The 17756-nt window shown below is 71.6% G+C and carries 10 protein-coding genes; 5 read left to right on the plus strand and 5 right to left on the minus strand.

Annotation, left to right across the window (positions count from 1 at the left end; all coding sequences use genetic code 11):
* Positions 1 to 11: 11 nt before the first annotated feature.
* Positions 12 to 956 (plus strand): phosphotransferase family protein, encoded by a 945-nt coding sequence (locus ACZ6TI_RS17080; protein ID WP_465346017.1) that lies wholly within the window; start codon positions 12 to 14, stop codon positions 954 to 956.
* Here the strand turns inward: ACZ6TI_RS17080 and ACZ6TI_RS17085 are convergent.
* Together ACZ6TI_RS17085 and ACZ6TI_RS17090 are read right to left on the minus strand one after the other, a co-directional pair.
* Positions 953 to 3826 (minus strand): hypothetical protein, encoded by a 2874-nt coding sequence (locus ACZ6TI_RS17085; RefSeq protein ID WP_465346018.1) that lies wholly within the window; start codon positions 3824 to 3826, stop codon positions 953 to 955. The two genes, ACZ6TI_RS17080 and ACZ6TI_RS17085, sit on opposite strands and share 4 nt — an antisense overlap.
* 78 nt (positions 3827 to 3904) lie before the next feature.
* On the minus strand, positions 3905 to 8278 hold the full coding sequence (locus ACZ6TI_RS17090; protein ID WP_465346019.1) for an RHS repeat-associated core domain-containing protein: 4374 nt from the start codon (positions 8276 to 8278) through the stop codon (positions 3905 to 3907).
* A 145-nt stretch (positions 8279 to 8423) separates the two neighbouring features.
* Here ACZ6TI_RS17090 and ACZ6TI_RS17095 point away from each other — a divergent pair, with 145 nt between their 5' ends.
* Genes ACZ6TI_RS17095 through ACZ6TI_RS17105 form a run of 3 tightly spaced genes read left to right on the plus strand, consistent with a single transcriptional unit; the run spans position 8424 to position 9629 of the window.
* Positions 8424 to 8711, plus strand: a complete 288-nt coding sequence (locus ACZ6TI_RS17095) for a hypothetical protein (RefSeq protein WP_465346020.1) — start codon at positions 8424 to 8426, stop codon at positions 8709 to 8711.
* The gene (locus ACZ6TI_RS17100) at positions 8708 to 9313 is read left to right on the plus strand and encodes a hypothetical protein (protein ID WP_465346021.1); all 606 of its coding nucleotides are present in this window, start codon (positions 8708 to 8710) and stop codon (positions 9311 to 9313) included. Before ACZ6TI_RS17095 ends, ACZ6TI_RS17100 begins: the two co-directional genes overlap by 4 nt.
* A gap of 19 nt (positions 9314 to 9332) precedes the next feature.
* Complete coding sequence (locus ACZ6TI_RS17105; RefSeq protein WP_465346022.1) at positions 9333 to 9629, plus strand: WXG100 family type VII secretion target; 297 nt, start codon at positions 9333 to 9335, stop codon at positions 9627 to 9629.
* Positions 9630 to 9686: 57 nt separating this feature from the next.
* Here the strand turns inward: ACZ6TI_RS17105 and ACZ6TI_RS17110 are convergent, their stop codons facing one another.
* Together ACZ6TI_RS17110 and ACZ6TI_RS17115 are read right to left on the minus strand one after the other, a co-directional pair.
* The gene (locus ACZ6TI_RS17110; RefSeq protein WP_465346023.1) at positions 9687 to 11249 is read right to left on the minus strand and encodes an amidohydrolase family protein; all 1563 of its coding nucleotides are present in this window, start codon (positions 11247 to 11249) and stop codon (positions 9687 to 9689) included.
* Positions 11250 to 11319: 70 nt separating this feature from the next.
* Positions 11320 to 15645: an FtsK/SpoIIIE domain-containing protein gene (locus ACZ6TI_RS17115; protein ID WP_465346024.1), complete on the minus strand. Its 4326-nt coding sequence runs from the start codon at positions 15643 to 15645 to the stop codon at positions 11320 to 11322.
* 119 nt (positions 15646 to 15764) lie between these two features.
* On the opposite strand from ACZ6TI_RS17115, the gene ACZ6TI_RS17120 reads away from it, so the two are divergent.
* Entirely contained in the window at positions 15765 to 17015 is a 1251-nt protein-coding gene (locus ACZ6TI_RS17120; protein ID WP_465346025.1) for a hypothetical protein, read from the plus strand.
* Positions 17016 to 17040: 25 nt separating this feature from the next.
* On the opposite strand, the gene ACZ6TI_RS17125 is transcribed toward ACZ6TI_RS17120, so the two are convergent.
* Positions 17041 to 17658 carry a helix-turn-helix transcriptional regulator gene (locus tag ACZ6TI_RS17125; protein ID WP_465346317.1) on the minus strand — a complete coding sequence of 206 codons (618 nt, stop codon included), beginning with the start codon at positions 17656 to 17658 and terminating at the stop codon, positions 17041 to 17043.
* Positions 17659 to 17756: the final 98 nt, after the last annotated feature.

The raw sequence follows: 17756 nt of genomic DNA on the forward strand, positions 1-17756 counted from the left end.
AGCTCGCGCTCATGACCGACGGCGACTGGCGGGACGGCGAGTTCCGGCGGCGTCGGCCCTCCGAGGAGACTCTCGCCTGGGTGGCGGCGTCGATGGGCCGGGGCAGCCGCATCGTCGGCCACCGCCGATTGACCGGTGGCGTCTGCTCCGCGGTGCACCGGCTGACCGTCGAGCGACGTGGAGTGCGAACGTCCGTGGTGCTGCGGCAGTACCCGGGCGGGCTCGACCTACAGGGCAGCTTGGCGAAGGAGATCGCCAACCTTGGTGTGGTCGCGGGCAGCGGGCTCCCGGTTCCGAGCATCCTGGCCGCTGATGTCGCCGGCGCTTCGACGGGAGGCGCGCCGTCGTTGCTGATGACACGGTTACCGGGGCATGTGCAACTCAGTCCGGCGGAACCTCGGTCGTGGATGACGAGGATCGCGGAACTCGCTGTGTTGCTGCACTCCCAAGATCTCCCCGCACAGACGTTCAGACCTTGGACGGATTCCTGGATCGCTCCTCCAGGCGGATTTCAGGTGCCGGTCGACGCACCGAAGCCGGCTGTGTGGAGTGCGGCGTTCGGTGTCATGGCGACGCCGCCGCCCAAGGACCCTGCCGTCTTTCTGCACTGCGATCTCCTGCCGGTCAACATGCTGTGGTCGCGCGGGCGGATCACCGGGCTGACCGACTGGAACTCCATCCATCGGGGGTCGCGCGCGATCGACGTCGGGCACTGCCGGCGATACCTGGCGGCGCTCTACTCGCCCGAGTGGTCGGAGCAGCTGCGGTCGCTCTACGAGTCGATCGCCGGGGTGACTCTCGATCCGTGGTGGGACCTGTATGCCCTGCTGCACTATGACGACAGCGGGGCAAAGTGGATCAGCGGTCAGGTCGCTGGGCGCCGTCCCGTCGATGTGCCCGGCATGACCTCCCGGGTCGAGGTAGCTGTCGAGACAGCGCTACGGCGCCTCGGCTAAGAGCTCACTCCGAAGCCGACCCGCCCGATGTCCGTCGCCGTGCCGTCCGCGGTGTGCCCGGTGATCGTGAGCGTGAACCAGCCGGACTCCGCCGGGGTGAACGTCATCTCGGCCACGCCGGCCGCGTCCGCGGGCAGCGTGCCGGCGGCCGCCTCCTCGTCGGTGGAGTAGTTCACGATGCGGTAGTCGAAGGACACCACGCCCGGCATGCCGCCGCTGAGCCGGAACCCGCCCGGCACGCCGGCGCCGCCACCCCAGCCATCGGCCGGATAGACGGCGGACTCGGCCATCGGCTGCGTGCCCACCAGGAACGGGTATTCGACGACCGGCGAGGACGCGCCGTCGGTGAACTCCGCCCACACCCGCAGCGTGTGCTCCCCGATGCGATCGGGCGTCCACGGCACGCGCACCCCGTAGTCCTCGACCGGCGCGGTCTCGTGCACCGGGCCGTCGTCGACCCGCCACTGGTACTTCGCCACGACCGCCCAGAGAGAGTCGTAGAAGACGAAGCTGCCCGGCACCCCGAGGCCGCCGGTCGGGCTCCACGAGTCCCAGGTTCCGCCGACGCCCACCGCCGGGTCGTCCGGCGTGAAGCCGAACCGGCGGGTGTCCGAGACGCTGCCGTCGGTCGCCACGCTGGTCACCTCGAGCACCTCCCAGGTCGAGCTCGGGGTGTAGGCGACGGTCGCGGATCCGTCCGGGCCGGCCGGCACGGTCTGCACATCCTCACCCCAGGGGTTCCAGGCGAAGCGGTAGTGCGTCACGCCGGGCAGGCCCGGCCGGAAGGTGAACGTCGACTCCCGCCCGATCACCGGGTTGGCACCGTAGGGACCGGCGGTCGAGACCAGCGGCGCCGAGGTGACCGTGAAGGTCATCGCTCGCTCCGGCGAGAGCGTGCCGTCCGCCAGCGTGGCCCGCACGGTGAACGGGTTCTCGCCCGCGTGGGTGGGCACGACCTCGATGTCCGCATAGGAGCCGGCGACGGTCTGTTCCGGCCCGCCGTCGAAGCGGTAGACGAACCCGGTGGCGTCCGGCAGCTCGCTGTAGAGGTCGATGCGCACCGGCACACCCACGCCGTCGAAGTCGCCGGTGCCGCCGCCGACCGTCACCCGCGGCCGGGGATCGATGACGACGAAGTAGTGCCTGGCCGCCAACGACCTGTCGCCGTCGTCGTTCACCGCCCACACCGACATCGAGTAGTAGCCGCCTTCGGCCGGAGTCCAGGGCAGCACCGCGGTGCCGTCCGCAGCGGCCGGGATGCTCTGCCGGACGCCGTCGCCGAAGTCGTACTCGTAGGCCACCACGTGCGGCATGCGCGGGGCGAAGGTGAAGCTGCCCGGCTCGCCCGCGATCGGATCGGTGGACCAGTCGAACTCCTCCGACGTGACGCGCGGCTCGTCGGTCACCGGGACGCCCACGGTGTCCGACCCGACCAACTTGCGGCCGGCGAAAGACCGGACCCGCACATAGGTGAAGCCGGTGTGGTCGAAGACGAGGTCGCCGGCGCCGGTGCCCTCGGCCGCCGGCACCCGGGTCTCCGGGCCGTCGCCGATCGCGTAGCCGAAGGCGGTCACTCCCTCGATCCGGGTGAACAGCGTGATGCGGCTGGTCAGGCCGACGCCGTTCATCTCCACCTCGGCGGCCGGCGCGGTGTTGCGGACATAGAACCGGTAGGTCGTCCAGGGGCCGCGGTTGCCGGCCGCGTCGAACGACCGCACGGTCAGCTCGTTGGGACCCCAGCGGGACGGGGTGACGGTCACCTTGGCCCGGCCGCCCGGTCCGCGGGCGATCGCGGTCCGCGGGAAGCCGGCACTCGAGTCCCGGTAGTCGAAGCCCACCACGTCGCGATCGCCGAACGCGTCCAGCACGAAGGTGCCCGGGACTCCGGTGCCGCCGGTGCCGGGGTAGTCGCCGGGGCCGTACTTCTTGGAGGTCACCACCGGCGCCGCGGCGGGCGCGGTGTTGTCCACGGTCAGATAGCACGTGCGGCCCCAGGGCCCGGCGTCGTCGTCATCGCGACCCTGTGCGCTCCAGGCGAGCACCGTGCCGTCCGCGAAGCCGCGCAGGTCGTAATCCATGCGGTTGAACTCGGCGCGCTGGTCGGGGTGCTCGACCGGCCAGATCGCGAACCAGCGCGACTGGTACCCGCGCGGATCGGCATCGGTGACCGTGGCGGAGAAGTAGGTGAACGACCCGGCTACCGGGTGCTTGGCGAGCGTGCCGCATGGGCGGTCGGGCGAGATCAGCTTCAGATCACTGACCTCAGGGGCGTGGTTGGACGAGAAGCTCAGGGCGAACGGCCGCACCGTGCGGCCCAGGCGCGGGTCGGTCTCGCCGCCGCCGGCCACCCGGATGCCGAAGCTGATCGTGCTCTCCCGCCGGGCGAGCGCCGCGTTGACCAGGCCCAGCACGTCGGCGTCGAAGTAGGCGCCCGGGCAGATCGTCCCGGCGCCCAGGTGATGCTCGTCGACCAGCTCGAGGTCCTTGGGCCGGTGCTGCCAGGTGGTGGTCGCGGTGACCGGCCTGGTGCGCCAGATCTCCACCGTGGTGGCCCGCGTGCAGTCCACCACCGACCGCTCCGAGGTGTAGAGGCTGGCCCGGTGCAGCACCTGGCCGCGGTATCGGGTCAGGTCGAACGTGACGTAGGCCCGGACCGTGTGCCGCACCCCGTCGGCGTCCCGGGAGGAACCCAGCGGCGCGTCGCCCTCCGGGTTGATCCGCGGCGTCGACGGGTCGGCCGCGTCGACATAGGTCCATTTCGTCACGTCCGCCGACGTGTAGTTCATCGCCTGTGCGGGCTGGGCGAACCCGGTCACGACAACGGCGCTGCCCAGCGCGATCGCGAGCAGGGCGTGTCCCCAACGGTGCATGTCTCTCTCCCCCGCGTCGCGCCCTCTGCCGGGCGGAAGCGCGGGGAGCCTAACACCGTCCACTGACGATGGTTGGCCCTATTGGTTGCGCCAGTAGGTGTCCGCGATCCACTGCTTCAGTTGCTCGCCCTGGGCCGGGGTCAGCCGGGCCGGAACGTTGGCCGGGCGCGGCATCGCGACCACCTGGTCGACGAAGTGGCACAGGCCGCCGGCCGCCCGGATGTCCACGTTCAGCTCGTCCGCGATCACCCGCTTGTACGCGTCGAATCCCTGCCCGTTGGCCAGTTGGTTGGCCAGGTCGGCCCGCCAGTTCGTGGCCGTCGTCGAGCGGCCGGTGGACGAGACACCGACCCCCATGCCGTCCACGCCCGCGCGGTGCGCCGAGTACGGGATGCTGATGCTGATCTCGTTGCGGATGCCCGGCGACCAGATGCCCGAGGACTGCACGGCCTGCGTCGGCATCACGTGCTCGCTCTCCCGCACGCCGCGCTGCGACCAGCCCTGGGTGTCCGCGTGCCGGCCCACGTGCAGCACGTAGTCGTTCTTCGGGAACATGCCGAAGTACTCGCTGCAGTGATAGAGGCCGACGGGGTCGCTCGCCGCGAACGGGTCCGGCACATAGGCGTACGGGTTCGGCCCGGGCAGCAGTCCGAGCGGGTCGGGGCTGACGTAACGCGCGGTGCCCGGGTCGTAGTAGCGATGCACGTTGTAGTGCAGCCCGGTCTCGGTGTCGTGATAGTGCCCGGCGAAGCGCAGCGGCGTCTCGGTCGACATGTCCAGCCCCCAGAGCGTCGCGGAGCGCTGCCAGACCCGGTTCCCGTCGGTGTCGATCAGGTCGGTCGCCGTGCCCGCCTCATCGGTGACCACGGCGAACACCCGGCCGTCCTCGACCTGCGCGATCACCTCGCCGGTGACCGGGTGGTGCACCCAGGTGATCACCTGGCTGATGCCGCCGAGGAAGGACCGCTGCTCGACCAGCTGATAGCCGAGCCAGCTGAACTCGACCCGCTCGCGGGCCGACTCCTTGGCGATACGGCGGCCCAGCCCGTCGTAGCGGTAGGTCCAGTGCTCGCCGTCCGGGGTGGTGACCGCGCTCATCCGGCCGAACGGGTCCCACTCGTGCAGCCACTGCCGGCCGTCCGTGGCGGTCCGCGCGGTGAGCCGGCCGTGCACGTCATGCGCCTGCAGGTCGCCGGTCGCCGGTGAGGTCAGGTTGCCGACCGGGTCGAACGCGTACCGCTCGGCGCCGAAACCGACCACCCGGCCCAGCGCGTCGCGGGTGATCTCGCGCCGATCGGCGCGGTCCTCGATGGCGACCAGGTCGCCGTTCGCCCGGGCGAGCACCCGGCGGTCGATCAGCACCGGGTTGTTGAACAGGTCGCCGCCGACCAGGATCCGGGTGATCGGGCGGTGTGCCGCGTCGCGCTCGGTGGCCAGATAGAACGCGCCGTCGAGCTGGCGGCCGCACTCGTGGCCGGCCGCGTCGTAGGTGAAGTCGAGCACGTGCCCGGCGACCGTCGCGGTGGCCGCGCGGCCCTGCTCGTCCCAGGCCCAGGCGACGTCCACACCGGACGGTGTGGTGGTGCGGACCCGTCGCCCGGCGCCGTCGAAGGCGCTGCTGGTGATCTCGCCGTCGATCGCCTCGGCCACCACCCGGCCCAGCGCGTCCCGGCGGAGCTCCAGCGCGTCGGCGGCGATCAGCAGGCCGCCCTTGTTCCAGGCGTAGGCGACCGTGTAGTCGCCGGCCCGCTCCTCGACCAGGTTGCCCAGCAGGTCGTAGCGGTAGTGCCGGTCGTCGAACCGGACCAGCTGACCGGCCGCGTCCCACTCGTAGCGGTGCTCACGACCGGCGAAGTCCACCTCGCGGCTGAGCCGGCCGACCGGATCGTAGTCGTAGCGCCAGGTCTGGCCGAGCTCGTTGGTGACCACGGTCAGCCGCATCTCGGTGTCCCAGGTGTAGGTCATCCGGGCGCCGGTGGCGTCGATCCGCGCGGTGGTCAGGTCGAACGGGCCGTACTCGAAGCTGGTCCGAGCTCCGCGCGCGTCGACCACGGCGACCAGATTTCCCTCCGCGTCATAGCTGCGCGTCTCGGTGCCGCCGTCGGCCACACTCCAACGCTGGAGGTTGCCTTCGGCGGTCCATTCGTAGCGGTTGGCGTCGTCCGCGACGATCCGGCCGAAGTCGTCGAGCTGTGGCGGCGCCACCGAGGGCGGGGCGCCGATGGACGACGCGCCGACCGGCAAGTCCCCGCCGAAACGGAAGACCGTGCCGCCCGGGTCGGTGCGGGCCAGCAACACCCCGTCCCGGTCGTGCTCGAAGCTCCAGCGGGCGCCGTCCGGGCCGACCACCTCGGTCGGGCGGCCGCCGCGGTCGTACCCGAGCGTGATCGCCCGGCCGTCCGGCAGGGTGACCTGGGTGACCGCGCCGGTGGTGTCATAGGTCCAGGTGGTGGTGCGGCCCAGCGGGTCGGTGCGGGAGAGCAACCGGTGCTTGGCGTCCCACTGCGACGTGGTGGTCCGGCCCAGCGGGTCAGTGACCGAGGTGACCTGCAACTGGTCGTTGAGCGTGAACGTGGTGACGTGGCCCAGCGAGTCGGTCGCGCGGGTGCGGCCGGGCTGGTAGTCGAAGGTGTAGTTGAGGAAGCCGTCCTTGCCGGTGGTCCGGACGCAGCGGCCGGCGGCGTCGTAGTCGTACGCGTACCACATGCCGACGCGGTCCTGCCAGCGCACGATCCGGCCGGCCTCGTCGTAGCCGTAGGCCATCGCCAGCCCGGAGCCGTTCACCGTGCCGACCAACTGCTGCCCGTCGTCGTAGTCGAACTCGCGCACCAGCACCGGCTGCCCGTCCGCGGCGAGCACGTTGTAGGCGGTGATCAGCCCGTCGATCGAGCCGACCGTGACCCGCGCGCCGCCGGAGTGCCGCACCTCGACCGGCACCCCGAGACCGTTGCGCAGCACGTCGATCCGGTGCTCGCCCTCGGTGATCGCGGACAGCAGCGCGGCGCCCTCGTCGTCGGGCTTGGCGAACCACAGCCGGCGCCCGGACTCCGGGTCCGAGGCCACGAACCCCCCGTCGCCGGTGCGCCGCAGTGGACGATCCGTGCCGTGCTGCGGATGCACCGGCCCGACCGAATCCGGCTCCGGATAACTGAGCAGCGAGCCGTCCTCGAGCACCAGGTGCACGCCGCCGTCCTCGACCTGCACCCGCTGGTCCAGTGTGGACGCCCAACTCTGCCCGAAGAAGCGGCCGTGCCGCAGATCCGAGCGATGCGTGCGGGTCAGCGTGATCGCCAGAGCGCCGGCCATCTCGAGATCCGTCTCCGAGTGGAACATCCGCCCGGTGCTGATGTCGATCGGGTCGCCGCAGGCCGGTGTCTGCTTGCCCGTCTTGGAGGTGAAGAACGGCAGGTCGTTGAACTTGGCTCCGATCGCGCCGACCCCGTTCTTGACGATGTTCTTCAGCGTGTTCATCGCCCCGAGCGCGAACTCCTTCATCGAGTTCAGCGTGTTCTTCCCGATCGCCAGGACGCCGCCGGCCTTGTACAGGTCCTTGAGCTTGCCGAGCGTGGTCAGGCCCTTCACGCCCGGGATCACGCCGAGGATCCCGAACACCAGATCCATGACGCTGCCCTTGCCGTTGGCGAAGTCGACCACCGCCTTGATCAGCAGGATCGCCCCCGCGGCCAGCGCCACCCAGGCGAGCGGACCACCGATGATCATCGCGATCACCCCGGCCACCAGCGCCACCCACTTGGCGATCTCGCAGATCGCGTCCCACAGCATCTTGAAGCCGTCGGCCAGCTTCTGCCAGAACGACCGCGGCTGGATGCCCGCGTCGGAGGCGTCGTTGATCGCCTTGGCGCAGACGCCGGCCGCGTCGGTGCGCATCTGCCGGGCCTGCTCGGCCAGCGCCTTGGCCGCGTCCAGCGCGTTCTGCGCGGACGACACCTCGCCCCGCGCGTTGGTCAACTGCTGGTCGGCGCTCTGCGCATCGCGGGTGGCCTGCTTCAACTGCTCCGGATCGGTGATCGTCTCGGTGGCCTGCTTCTTGCTGCTCGCCTCGTTCTGCGCGCCGGTCAGCGCCGCGTTCGCCGCGTCCAGGCTGCTGCGCGCGTCTCGCCCGTCGGCCAGCGCGCGGTCGGCGTCGGACTGCGCGTCCAGCAGCTTGGGAACAAAGGCGACCAGGGCGTCCGCGGCCATCCGGTGCGACCGGTGCACCTTGTCGATCTGCGCGGGGAACTCGCCGAACTGCTCGCGGAACTTGTCGCCGGACATGCCGACCCAGGCCAGCACGGCGTCGTCGCCCTGCATCGAGTTGATCGCCTGGTGGGCGTACTCGGCCTTGTCGGCGAACTCGTGCAGGCGCCGGGCCAGTTGCTCGGCCTCCTCCACCGAACCCGGCGTGGGGTCCGACTCCAGGTCCAGGACCCACCAGTCCGTCGGCCGACTCATCCGCGTGCCTCCTCGTGACATCTGTCCGACAGATGGTGGCTCGGCGACCGCCGCCCACCGAGCCGTTGGGACGAACACCCCTGAACTCCGAGCCGTTTGCACCAATCGCTACAGCCCGCCGACCGGCGGTGTCATTGTTCGATCCGTGGATCAACTAGTGGTCGATATCGACGGGCTGCGGAAGTTCTCCACCACACTCAACGAGATCTCGGAAGCCATGTGGGCCGCACCCGGCTGGCTCAACGGGGACATCGGCGAGCCGCAGGTGGACAAGGCCATCGAGCACTTCGAGTCGGACTGGTCCGACGGGCGCGTCAAGGTGCAGGAGAACTGCAAGAAGCTCGGCGACATCGCCGACGACGCGGCTCAGCGGTTCACCGAGGCCGACGAGGAGCTGGACAAGACGTTGCGTGAGTCGAGGGAGAAGAAGTGACGACGGCACAGGTGGCCGCGCCGACCGGCTTCGCCCTCGCGGTGCCGCACGGCTGGTTCGAAGTGGACCTGCACCCGAGCACCCGCAACGGCAGCATCAACAGCCTGGTGCGCGAGCGCGTCAAGGACGTGCCCGAGCTGTTCGCACACCGGACCGCCCTGGTCCGGGCGCTGCGCAGCGCCGCGCGGACGGCACAGACCAGCGGCGCCGCGTACTGCGGCGTGATGGTGCAGGGCTTCGACACCGCACTGCTCACCGCGACCATGACCGTCTCGGTGGTGGCCGCGCCCGGCGACGTGCAATCGATCGGCGAGCACCTGCGCCCGATCGAGAAGCGCGGCGACGACAAGCCGTGGCGGGTGGTCGAGACGGTGGACCTACCGCACGCCGGCCGGGTCACCCGGACCCGTGGCGTCGAGGACATCACCATGCCGGAGGGCACCGGCTGGATCCGCAGCGCGCTGCTGCAGACCTTCGTGCCGTTCCCCGGCCCGGGTCAGGCCCGGATCGCCCTGATCACCGGCAGCACCCCGATCCTTCCGCTCACCGCGGAGATGCATGACCTGTTCGACGCCATCACGGCGACCTTCCGATTCGTCTGACCTGAAAGGACACCCCGCAATGCCGAACATGAACGTGACCTACCAGGAGATGCGGGACGCCTCGAACCGGCTCAACTCCGGCAAGGAGGAGATCCTCGACAAGCTCCAGCAGCTGCGGGAGATGGTCCGGGCGCTGACCAGCGACGGTTACGTGACGGACAAGTCGAGCAAGCAGTTCGACGACTCGTACCAGGAGTTCAACCAGGGCATCACCCAGGCCGCCGAGGGGCTGCAGGGCATGTCGGAGTATCTGACGAAGGCCGCCGAGGCGCTGGAGCAGACCGACCAGGAGCTGGCGAACGCCATTTCCAAGTAGTAGCGACGTGCGGCCCGGCGATCTCTCGCCGGGCCGCGTCCTTTCAAAAATCACCCCTCAACAAGGGCAGGTGCGCGTGGCGATCGGTGCGGCCGGCGATTCCTGGGCGGCGGCCAGGACGTCGTCGAGGATCGCCTGCCGCTCGGCCGGGCCGATGTAGCGGCCTCGGTAGACCAGCGAGTGGATCCGGGTGGTGTTGCCGATGTCCCGCAGCGGATCCGCGTCCAGCAGCACCAGATCGGCGTCCCGGCCACGCTCGATCGTGCCGCCGTTGCTGCCGAGCACCCGAGCCGGCGTGCGGGTCGCGGCCTGCAGCACGGCCATCGCGGGCAGCCCGGCCGACACCATCAGCGCGAGCTCGTCGTGCAGGCTGAAACCCGGCATCAGATAGGACGTGCCGGTGTCGGTGCCGGCCAGCAGTGGCACCCCGGCGTCGTACAGCGCCCTGGTCAGGCGCATCCGGCGATAGAAGAGCTCGCGCTTCTCGCCGTCCTGCTCGGGTGGGCGGTTCTTGAGATAGATCTCGTTCATCGACCACTCCCACACCGCGATGATCTCGGCCGGGAAGTAGCGGTAGCGCGGGTCGTGCAGGTCGACGTCCTGCGGCAGGTCCGCGACCCGGTGCACGGACAGCGTCGGCGTGACGGCGGTGCCGTTGTGTGCCAGCCGGGCGAAGAGCCGCTCGGCCTTGCGGCGGTCGATGCTGCGCGCCGCCGCGTATTCGATCGGGTGCATCTTGGTGAACCAGCCGCTGTACTCCCCGGGCCCGATCGGCACCCGGGCGATCGCCGCACGCAGCCGATCCTCCTGGGACGACATGTCGTACCACATCTGCCAGGAGTGCTCGAGCGTCCGCAGGCCGGCGTCGCTCGCCTCGCCGACCGGCACGAAGTCGGGGCAGTGACCGGCGAACGGAATGCCGCGCCGGCGCGCCTCGCCGGCCAGCGCGTGGAACGAATCGCGGGTCAGCCGAGTGTAGGTCTTGATGAACGCCGCACCCGCCGCCTGCTCCTCGCGCACCGCCGCCCGAGCCTCAGCGGGCGTGCCGATCGCCCGGTAGATGTCCGCGCCCAGCCCGTCCCACAAAGACGGCGACCCGTCCAGGATCTTGCTGCCGATCGTCCACCGTGGACCGAGCAGGGTGCCCGCCTCGACCCGGTCCCGGAAGGCGCTGATCTCCGGGTTCGCGGCCATCTCCCGCACCGTGGTCACGCCGTTCGCGAGGTAGAGCGGCGGATAGGTGCGCTCCAGTTGCGTGCTGTGCGAGTGCATGTCGGCCAGGCCGGGAATCAGGAAGCGCCCGCGGCCGTCGACCACCGTGGCGCCGGCCGGCACCGGCACCCGCCGGGACGGGCCGACCGCAACGATGCGACCGTGCCGGATCAGCACTGTCGCATCCTTGCGCGGCGGCGCCCCGGTGGCGTCGATCACCGTGGCTCCCGTGATCGCGAGCCAACCCCCGACTGGTAGCTCACGCGTGTGTCCGGCAGCCGGATACCCGGCTGAGCTACCACTGGTGTTCTTGCCGGCGCCGGTCGCGGCCAGGCCCGCCACGGCGCCGCCGACCGCCAGCAGCGTCCGCCGGGAGGTCGAGCTCTGCAGCACCCTTGAAGTCGTCATGGGACTGAGCCTGCGCGCGCCCGGCGCCCGAGTCAGGGGTGATACGCCGCCGACCCGGGTGGTGCTAGCCCTACGTCGACAGCGGCACCTGCACCGGTATCGGGTCGCCAGAACCCAGGCAGAGCAGGCCGCGGCCCGGGCGGATCGGCTGGCCCACTGCGGTGCGCTCGAGCCGGATGCCGACCAGCTCGCCGTCATTGCGGCTCTGCGGCGACAGCAGCAGCCCGCGCTTGGCCTTGCGGGCGTCCACCAGCCAGCCGCTGAACCCGGCGCCCAGGTCCTCGGCGTCGCCCGCGACCACCACCGCCCAGCCGCGCGCCTCGCCGGTGCGGATGATGTCGCGCAGCTGCGTCGCCGCCGCGCAGTCCTTCAACGCGCCCGCGTCGTCCGCCGCGATCAGCAGCTTGCCCTGCGCCTTCTCCACCGCGGCGAGCAGCTCGTCCGGCTGCACGTCGGTGCCGGTGAAGACAGCCAGCACGCCGGGCCCGGTGCCCAGATCCCGCAGCGGGGAGCTGCGCGGCGCGAGCAGGATCGCCTCCTGCCCGGCATCGAGCGCCGACCGCACCACGGTCACCAGCGCCGTGCTGCGACCGGACTTGGCCGGCCCGGCGATGGTGAACGCCGGGATGCCGGCCGACAGATCCGGGCCGTGACCGGTGAGCTGGTCGCCGCCCACGCCGACGAGCAGGTGGTCCGGGCCGGAGACGGCGGCCGCGTCGGCGTACGAGATCTCGGCCGGCAGATCGCCCAGCCGGAACGGCCGTCGCACCGCGTCCACCCCGGCGTCCCGGCCCGAGGCGTGCGCGCCCAGCCGGGTGAGCGCGGCCGCCTGAGCCGCGCCGGCCGGGTCCTCGTCGAGCAGCGCCACCTGCAGCTCGACGCCCGACTCCGAGCGGAACGCCCGGCCCGGCTCGATCTGCTCGGGCATGTTGCGCGGCACCAGGCCGAGCAGCGACCAGTCGCCACGGTCGGGCAGCCGGAAGGCCATCTTGTCCTCGGTCAGCGCGGCGATCCGGCCGGACGCCACCGACCGGTCGCCGGTGATGATCAGGTGCACGCCGACGCTGGCGCCCTCGCGCAGGAAGCCGAAGATCTCGTCGGTCAGCGCGCCCGCGTCCATGTTGCCGATGGTGGCGGTGAAGCCCTCCCAGCGGTCCAGCATCAGCAGGATGTGCGGCAGGCGCTGCTGCGGCTGAGCGGCGCGCTGCTCGGTGATGTCGGCGTAGCCGCCGCTCGCCAGCACCCCCTGGCGGCGCCGGATCTCCTCGCTGAGCTTGCGGATCAGCCGGATCGCACGCTCCACTTCGGAGCGTGCCACCACCGCGCCGGTGTGCGGCAACGAGGTCAGCGGCAGCAGGGCGCCGTTGCCGCAGTCCAGGCCGTAGAGGTGCACGTCGGCACAGGACTGGGTGGCGGCCACCGCGCCGGCCAGCGTGCGCAGCAGTTGCGAGCGCCCGGACCGCGGCGCCCCGGCGACCAGCAGATGTCCGAAGGTGGCGAGGTCGATCGCCGCGGTGCGTTGCGCCTGGCGGGCGGGCAGGTCCTCGACGCCGAAGGGCAGGGTGGGGAGCGGTCCCGCGCCGCGTACCGAAGAAAGGTCGTAAACCGTGAGTGCCGCCGGCAGAGCGGGCAACCACGGGCTCGGCTGCGGGGGCACCCGCGCGGCCGCGGCCGCTTCGCGGATCGCGTGCACCAGAACCTGGAGATCGGTGACCTCCTGCTGGGTCGCGGCCGGACCCGGCGGCAGGCTGAGCGGGTGGCCCAGGTCGGCCCATCCAACGGTACGCAGCCGCGGCGCCGGCAAACCCTGCTGCGACGCTGCCGGGCTGCGACCGCCGACCCGGGACGCCTGGAACGGCACCAGCGACGCGTGTCCAAATCGGACGAACGCGCGACCGGGCGTGCTCTTCGCGATCCGGGCGGCGTCCGGCGCGTTGAGCACGTCGGTGCTCTCCAACGCGTCGGTGACCCGCAAGGCGATGCGCAGGTTGGTGTTGGCCCGGATCTCCGGCGACACGACGCCGCTCGGCCGCTGGGTGGCGAGCAGCAGGTGGATGCCCAGCGAGCGACCGCGCTGCGCGATGTTGACCAGGCCCTTCACGAAGTCCGGCAGGTCGCGGACCATCGAGGCGAACTCGTCGATCACGATCAGCAGCCGCGGCAGCGACGCGACCCCGGGCTTGCGCTGATAGTCCTCGATGTCCTTGGCCTCGGCGTCGGCCAGCAGGTGCTCGCGGCGGCGCAGCTCGGCGGTGAGCGATTCGAGCGCCCGGCGCACCAGGTGCTCGTCCAGGTCGGTGACCATGCCGACGGTGTGCGGCAGCGCCACGCAGTCACCGAACGCGCTGCCGCCCTTGTAGTCGACCAGCACGAAGGTCATCTCGTCCGGCCGGTTGGCCACCGCCAGCGACGCGACCACGGTCTGCAGCAGCTCCGACTTGCCGGAGCCGGTGGTGCCGGCGATCAGGCCGTGCGGCCCGTCCCGTCGCAGGTCCACTGTGAACGGTCCGTCGAACGACTCGCCGATCACCGCCGCGGTGGTGCGGCCGCCCATCGACCAGCGCGAAGCGATCGCGTCGCCGGTCGGCGGGTCCAGGGCCAGCACGTCGAGCAGACGGCTGCCGGCCGGCAGGGCGGCGTCGTCATCGTCGCCGCTGACGTCGCGCAGTGGCGCCAGCGTCCGGGCCACCGTGGCACACCATTGCGGCGTCACGTAATCGGGGCGTACGCCGCTCACCTCGTCGGCGTTGGACCGGGCCGCGCGCAGCGTGTCGCCCTCGACCACCACGACCGCCTGGCACTCGCCGGGCAGCAGCCGCTCGCCGGCGTCCAGGCAGACCGCATAGACGCCGACCGCGGGGCCGTCGCGCAGGACCTGCACCACGCCCGGCAGCGCCCGCAACTGGCGCGAGCCGTCCAGCACGACCACGATATCCGCCTCGCGGAACCCGGCGGCGCCGGTGCTGTCCCGCACCGACGCGCGCTGCGTGACCACGTCGAGCAGCCAGGCGATGCGCCGGCCGATGGTCTCCGCGTTAGCGCCGATCGAGACCAGCGGGCCGTTCGCCTGCCGGGCGTGCGGCAGCCAGCGCACCCAGTCCCAGCTCTCCTTGCCGTCCGGCGAGGTGAGCACCACGACCTGCACGTCCATCGGGCTGTGCAGCACGGCCAGCTGGATCAGCGCCCAGCGGCCCAGCGACCGGGCGGTGTCCCCCGGCCCGGCGAACCCGATCACGCCGCATTCGCGCAGCGGCACGGTGACCGGCGCGTCGCCGATGGTCCAGGCCCCGGTGCGGCGGTGCAGTTCCTGCTCCGGATCGTCGACCACCACCTCGGACGGCACCTCGGCGGTGCCCACCCGCAACCACAGGTGGTCGTCGTCGCGGCGGCGGCGCTCCCAGAGCCGGCTGCGCGGGCCGGTGGCGATGGTCAGCGCGGCCGCCGGGTCGGGCGCGTTGCTGCGGCGCTCCGCGCGTTCCGCGTCCACCGCCTGCTGCGCGTCCGCCCGGATGGTGATCTTCCGAGCCTTGTACTCGCGCATCAGCTCGGTGTGCGAGCGACGCCCGTTGCGCCGGTTGGTCAGGTAGTTGGCGATCACCGAGATCGGGCTGAACAGCGCGATCAGCAGCATCGAGGCCCGCCCGGTGACCAGCGCCAGGGTGACCGCGGCGCCGAGCGGCAGCAACGCCATCAGCCACGGCAGCGGCTGGCGGGTCGGCTCCTTGGGTCGGTTGGGCAGCTTGAAGACGGTCTGCCGGCGGGACGGCAGGATGCGCGGCGGGCGGTTGTAGTCCAGCCCGGCGCCGTCCGCGCTGGGCGCCAGCGCGGCGTCCGGCCGGGTGTACTCGGCCACGGTCAGCATGCTGCGGCCGACCGCCAGGTAGTCGCCGGCCTTCCACTCGGTGCGCCCGGTGACGTCGGCGCCCTCGATGGTGGCGCCGGCGCCCGGGGCCGGCTCGAACCAGCAGCGCGCGGCGGCGTCCACGGTGAGCACGCCGGCGATCGGCGGCATCGCCGGATCGGCCACACCGACCCAGCAGTGCTGGGCCCGGCCGAGGTCGCCGTCGCCCACCCCGAGGCGGTGCACCGCGCCGGTGTCCGGGCCGCTGACCACGCGCACCTCGATGATGCCGCGGCGCTCCGGCGGCGGGCAGCCGGCCGGGTCGTCGATGCTGACCACCACACCGTCGCGGATCGGCGAGTCGGCGATCTCCGCCTGCGGGTCGATCGGGCGACCGTCCACATAGAGGGTGGCCGCCGTGCGGTCCGCCGCATCCCGCAGCAGGGTCTGCACTTGCGCGCCGAAAGCACCCACCGGAGTGCGGCCGTCCACATCGGCGACCACGTCGATCCGGTCTCCGCCGAGCGGGTCGGCGACGGTGAGGAACAGCTGCACGGTGCCTCCGGGAAAGCTTGCGTGCGCACCTGGACAAAGGTCCGGCGGCAGGTCTGACGGTTCTGGTCAGCCGAAGTTACGTTTCTGCCGTCCCATCCCGACCATGTCGAGGTTGACGAATGTCCAAGCGCCCCCTGCCCACTGTCCTGTTGCCCGTCGCCGTGCTCGTCGCGCTGCTGGCGATGCTCGCCGCGCCCGCGCAGGCCGGGGTGTCACGGCGTGCGCTGGAGGACGTGAAGTACTACGTCGTGCAGCCCGAGTACAACGGTGAGCCGGAGTTCCTCTACGAGATCGCCGAGCGTTTCCTCGGCGACGGCAACCGCAACCCGGAGATCTTCGAGCTGAACAAGGGGCGCAAGCAGCCGGGCGGCCTGGTCTTCACCACCGCCGCGGTGATCGAGCCGGGCTGGATCCTGCAGCTGCCGCCGGACGCCGAGGGTGACGGGGTGCAGATCGGGCCGCTGCCGTCGGTCGCAGAAGCCCCCTCTGCCGAAGCGCCGGTTCCCTCTCCGGCCGCGGCTGAGGAAAGCAGTTTCCCTTGGTGGATCGTCGCGGTCGGCCTGGTCGTGCTGCTCGCCGCCGGTGGCGCCGGCTTCTGGCTCTACCGCCGCCGGGGCCGCCGCCCGGCCGTCCAGCCCGCGCTGATCGACCCGCGGGACAACACCGCGTCCTGGACCGCGGACCGCGCGCTGCGGGCGTTGGCCACGGCGTGCGCGCAGAGCGGCCGGTCACTGCCCGACGTGTACGCGGTCACCCTCGCGCCCGGCGAGGCGCGACTCAGCCTGTCCGTGCCGGACGACCACACCCCGGCGCCGTGGACCTCGGACAGCTCCGGCCGCACCTGGACCGCCTCGCTGCGTGACCTGCAGGCGGCGCCGGTGGACCCGAACCTGGCCGACCCGTACCCGCGGCTGGTCACGCTCGGCGTGGCCGGCAGCGACCGGGTGCTGCTCGACCTGGGTCAGGCCAACGGTCTGATCGGGCTGGACGGCGACAAGCGCGCCCAGCGGGCCGTGGTCGAGAGCTGGACCGCCGAGCTGGTCTCCAACCCGTGGTCGCGGGACGTGCGCGTGGTCCGCTGCGGCTTCGGCGTGCCGCTGGCCGGCACCACGACGGCGGCGAACCTGCGCGAGGCGCTGGCCGCGCTGGAGGACCGTGGTGGCGTGCTGTTCCTGGCCAGCCCGGCGTCCGGGCGGGATGCCGCCGAGCTGCAGGCGTTCCTCGGCACCCCGGGCTGCGACTGGTCGGTGGTGATGATCGGCGGCGCCCGCGAGGCACGCTGGCGCTTCACGGCACACGCCGACGGCTCGCTGGACACCGGATTCCTCGGGGTGTCGGTGCGAACCGCCGGCGCGCCGGTGACGGTCTGAACCACTGGTAGCTCGGGAAAGAGGCCTAGAAGACGCCCGCTCGCATGGCATAGGCGATGGCGTGCGAGCGGGACTTCAGTTTGAGGCGGTGGGTGACGCCGTAGAGGACGTTCTTCACCGTCCGCTCGGAGTAACACAGCTGAGCGGCGATCTCCGGCGTCTCCATGCCGTCCGCCATCAGCCGCAGCACGTCGATCTCGCGGGCGGTCAGGCCGGAGGCGTTCAGCCCGTTGGGCGCGAGCACCTCGCGCTGCAGCCGGTCGACGTGTTTGAGCAGCTCACCGACCAGGCTGGGCGGGATCACCCCGCCGCCGGCCGCGGCCGTGCGCACGCAGTGCCGCAGCCGCTCCTCGGTCAGCGCCTGCCGCGGCAGCACCGCGACCACCCGGCACTCCACCGCGGTGAGCAGATCACCCTCGTTGAGCTCGGTGCAGATGAGCACGACCGGCTTGCCGGTGTCCTCGGCCGCGCGGCGCAGCGTGGACACGATGTCGTGCCGCAGCCGCTCGGCCGCGACCACGGCCACCTCGGCCTCGGCCCAATCCGTGACGAGCTCGTTTGCGGGGTCGGCCTCGAGCAGCCCGGTCAGCCCCGCGCGACTCAGCGGGTCGGATGCCTGCAGAACGATCTTCACGTGCTCTATCCCCTCATAACCTGTCAAGGCTTCGCAGTGTGGGGAGGGCCGCTCCACGGATTCTTCACAGATCCTCCATCCCGATCAACACTCCTTGCAGTGATGCA

Source organism: Actinoplanes sp. NPDC051388, from assembly GCF_055586225.1.